Annotated in this window: 6 protein-coding genes; all 6 read left to right on the forward strand. The window is 64.6% G+C overall.

The window, feature by feature from the left end:
• Nucleotides 1–461 (forward strand): 3-keto-5-aminohexanoate cleavage protein (locus ACLP25_RS20410; RefSeq protein WP_442470984.1); only part of this gene is annotated, 461 nt, incomplete at its 5' end.
• A gap of 18 nt (nucleotides 462–479) precedes the next feature.
• Nucleotides 480–1,643 carry an acyl-CoA dehydrogenase family protein gene (locus ACLP25_RS20415; RefSeq protein WP_442470985.1) on the forward strand — a complete coding sequence of 388 codons (1,164 nt, stop codon included), beginning with the start codon at nucleotides 480–482 and terminating at the stop codon, nucleotides 1,641–1,643.
• Between the two features lie 50 nt (nucleotides 1,644–1,693).
• On the forward strand, nucleotides 1,694–2,089 hold the full coding sequence (locus ACLP25_RS20420; RefSeq protein WP_442470986.1) for an ester cyclase: 396 nt from the start codon (nucleotides 1,694–1,696) through the stop codon (nucleotides 2,087–2,089).
• Nucleotides 2,090–2,159: 70 nt separating this feature from the next.
• Nucleotides 2,160–2,834 (forward strand): glutathione S-transferase family protein, encoded by a 675-nt coding sequence (locus ACLP25_RS20425; RefSeq protein ID WP_442470987.1) that lies wholly within the window; start codon nucleotides 2,160–2,162, stop codon nucleotides 2,832–2,834.
• Between the two features lie 99 nt (nucleotides 2,835–2,933).
• Entirely contained in the window at nucleotides 2,934–3,689 is a 756-nt protein-coding gene (locus ACLP25_RS20430; RefSeq protein WP_442470988.1) for an AMP-binding protein, read from the forward strand.
• Nucleotides 3,686–4,046 (forward strand): FAS1-like dehydratase domain-containing protein (locus ACLP25_RS20435; RefSeq protein ID WP_442470989.1); only part of this gene is annotated, 361 nt, incomplete at its 3' end. The genes ACLP25_RS20430 and ACLP25_RS20435, both read left to right, overlap by 4 nt.

A 4,046-nucleotide genomic window follows, 5' to 3' on the forward strand; every position in this document is an offset into this window, starting at 1 on the left:
ACCCGGTCGAGAAGGTCGCGGCTTTCCTCGCCGTCATGGGCCAATGCGGCGTCGAGCCGGAGTTCGAGTGCTTCGACACCGGCATCGTGCGCACGGCGGCGGCGATCGCGCGCAACAACGGTTTTCCGCGCGCGCCGAAATATAACTTCGTCATGGGCGTCGAATCCGGCATGCCGGCCGATCCCGACCTGTTGCCGATCCTGATTCGGCTCATCGTCCCGGGGGCGCGATGGAGCGTGACCGCGATCGGGCGCAAGGAGATCTGGCCGCTGCACCGCCGCGCCGCGGAACTCGGCGGCGATCTGCGCACCGGCCTCGAAGACACGATCTATCTGCCCGACGGCGCCCGCGCCGCCTCGAACGGCGAACTCGTCGCGGCGCTCATCGCTGCTGCGCGCGAAGCGGGACGCCAAATCGCCTCGCCTGCAGAGGCGCGCGAGGCGCTCGGACTCACAGCTTAAACCGAAGGAGACGCGGCCATGACCGCCCATGCGTTCGACACTGTCCGCTTAAGCCCGTTCTACACGGCCGAGCACGAAGCGTTCCGGAGGTCGTTGCGCAAATTCGTTAAGCGCGAGATCGAGCCCTACGCCAACGAATGGGACGAGGTCGGCGAGTTCCCGCGCGAGCTTTACAATAAGGCCGCCGCGGTCGGCTACATGGGGCTCGGCTTCCCGGAGGCCTACGGCGGGACCGAGGGCGACCGCTTCATGCGCATCATCGCCATGCAGGAGATCGGCCGCGCCGGTTGCGGCGGCGTGGCGGCGGGGCTGTTTTCCCACACGATCGGCGCGCCGCCGATCCTGCACCGCGGCTCGGAGGCGATGAAGGCGCGCGTGCTGCCGCAGATTCTTTCCGGCGAGAAAATCTCCGCGCTGGCGATCACCGAACCCTCCGGCGGCTCCGACGTCGCCAACCTCCGCACGACCGCGCGCCGGGACGGCGACCACTACGTCGTCAACGGCTCGAAGACCTTCATCACCTCAGGGATGCGCGCCGATTTCATCACGCTCGCGGCGCGCACCGGCGGTCCCGGCGCCAGCGGCGTGAGCCTCATCCTGATCGAGGGCCAGCCGGACGGATTGCAGCGCACCTCGCTGAAAAAGATGGGCTGGTGGTGCTCCGACACGGCGACGCTCTATTTCGATAACGTGCGCGTGCCGGCGGAGAATTTGATCGGCGCCGAGGGCGAGGGCTTCCGCGCCATCATGCTCAACTTCAACGACGAGCGGCTGCACGGCGCGGCGGGAGCGATCTCGGCCGCACGGGTCTGCCTCGAGGAGGCCATCGCCTATGCGAAAGAGCGGGTGACCTTCGGCAGGCCGATCATCCAGCACCAGGTCATCCGCCACAAGCTCGTCGACATGGCGATGAAAATCGAAGCCTCGCAGGCAATGCTCGAGCTGCTGACGTGGCGGCTGGAAAATGGCGAGAACCCGGTCGCCGATATCTGCATGCTGAAGAACCAGGCCACGACCACGCTCGCCTTCTGCGCCTCCGAGGGCGTACAGATCTTTGGCGGCGCAGGCTTCATGCGCGGCGTCAAGGTCGAGCGCATCTATCGCGAGGTGAAGGTCAACGCGATCGGGGCGGGCACGGAGGAGATCATGAAGGACCTCGCCAGCCGGCAGATGGGGCTTTAGCCGGATTGAGGGCGCGCGAGGTCGTCGAGACAGGGATAGGAGCGATGCCCGTGAGGAAAACCGACCTCGCCGCGGTCTACCGGGCCTACATCGCCTGCCTGAACGCGGAGGATTGGACGAAGCTGGACCAGTTCGTTCAGGACGATGTGCGCTACAACGGTCAGCGTATTGGGCTGTCGGGCTATCGAGAGATGCTGGAGCGGGATTTTGACGACATTCCTGACCTACATTTCAACATCCAGCTCATGATTTCCGATCCGCCTTTCGTCGCGAGCCGGCTCGCTTTCGACTGTGCTCCAAAGGGGAACTTCCTCGGTCTTCCAGTCGATGGGAGGAGAGTTTCCTTCGCGGAGAATGTATTTTACCAATTTCGGACAGAAAAGATCGCGCAAGTGTGGTCTGTCATAGACAAGGCGGCGATTGAAGCCCAGCTTTCGCACAAATGATATCGGCGCCGTTTCCAGGACCGGTCAATCGAAGACAATCGCCTGAGCCTCGCGGAGGATCGAACCGAGAATGATCACTCTCTACCACTGCGTCGACGCCCGTTCGTTCCGCGCGCTGTGGGCGCTGGAGGAGGTCGGCGTTCCCTATGAGCTTAAGATGCTGCCGTTCCCGCCGCGCTACTTCGCACGGGAGTATCTTGAGGTGAACCCGCTCGGCACCATTCCGCTTCTCATCGACGGCGAGACGCGCATGACGGAATCGGCGGCGATCTGCCAGTATCTCGCCGAGCGCTACGCCGGGCCGCCGCTCAGCGTGCGGCCGGACGAGCCGGGCTACGGCGCCTATCTCAACGCGCTTCACATGGGCGAGGCGACACTGACCTTCCCGCAGACGCTCGTCTTGCGCTACTCCGCGCTCGAACCGCCGGAGCGACGTCTGCCGCAAGCGGTCGAGGACTACGCCCGCTGGACGCTCGGCCGCCTCGCCGGCTTCGAGAGCCTAATGGCCGGCGCGGATTACGCCGCGGCCGGCCGATTCACCGTCGCCGACATCTCGGTCGGCTATGCGTTGATGATGCTCAAGTTCATTGGCCTTTTCGAACAGGCGCCGGGATCGCTGCGGGCCTATTACGAACGCGCCAGGGCGCGCCCGGCCTTCAGGCGAGCGAAGAGCGCGCAGATGGCGGCGGCGGCCGAGCAGGGCGTCGCGCAGCCTCCGGTTAAGGGAGCGGGCGCCACGGCGTAGCCGACGGCGGCGCAGGACGGCGATCAACAGAGCGGAATTGACGTCTCGGCGACAGGGCGTTCATCTTCACGCGACAGAACAAAAGATCGGGAGAAACAAATGACGCCGGACATCGGGCTTGCGAACTGGTTCCGCGAGCGCGCGCTGCGCACGCCCGAGCGCCGGGCGCTCCATTTCGAGGGCCGCGAGTGGACCTACGGCGAGATGCAGCGCGCGATCGAGGATTGCGCCGGCCGTCTCTCCGCGATCGGCATCAACCCCGGCGACCGGGTCGCGTTCCTCGGTCACAACCAGCCGATGTTCCTGTTCGCGATGTTCGCTTCTTCGCGGCTCGGGGCGATCTTCGTGCCTCTCAACTTCCGCCTCACCGGCCCCGAGCTCGCTTTCATGATCGAGGATTGCGCGGCGAGCGTCCTCATTGTCGATGCGGCCCATCGCGCGGTCATCGAGCCGCAGCTTCCGCGGCTGACGTCGCTCAAGGCGACGCTCGCCGCCGAGGACGAAGCGCGCTGGATCCAGGGGCCCCCGCCGGCGACCGCGCAGGTTCCGGCGCGCGAGGACGACGTTGCGCTCATCATGTACACGTCGGGAACCACCGGCCGGCCCAAGGGCGCGATGCTGACCCACGGCAACTTCTGGTGGAACAACGCGAGCAGCATGCACACGATCGACATGCTCGCCGACGACGCGACGATCGTCCCCGCGCCGATCTTCCACATCGGCGGCCTCAACGTGACCATGCTGGCGGCCCTGCAAAAGGGCGCGTTCATCGTCCTTCACCGGACCTTCGACCCCGGCCACGTTCTCTCGGACATCGCGGCGCACAAGGTCACGACCATGTTCGGCGTGCCATGAACCGCGAAGCAACCGAAGACGGAATCAGAATTTTCGTGAACGGCGAAGGCGATTTAAACCCGTTGTACCGCGATGCCGAATACGCCAAGACAACCAAATACAAGTGTTTAATCGCGCCGCCGAACTATCTGTATACGATCACCTACGCACAGTCACCGCTGGACCACGGCCCGATGATTCCGGAAATTGCGGGATATTATTCCGGGTGCGAACGCGAGTGGTTTAAACCCATCTGCGTGGGGGACAAATTCACCTACAGGGTGATGTGCCCGTCCGACAATAAAGAGATGCACAGCGCCTGGGCAGGACGGAAATTACTTTCTTACGAACAGTGCGATTATTACCGGCAGGGCGGCG

Source organism: Roseiarcus sp., assembly GCF_052145395.1.
GTDB lineage: Bacteria > Pseudomonadota > Alphaproteobacteria > Rhizobiales > Beijerinckiaceae > Roseiarcus.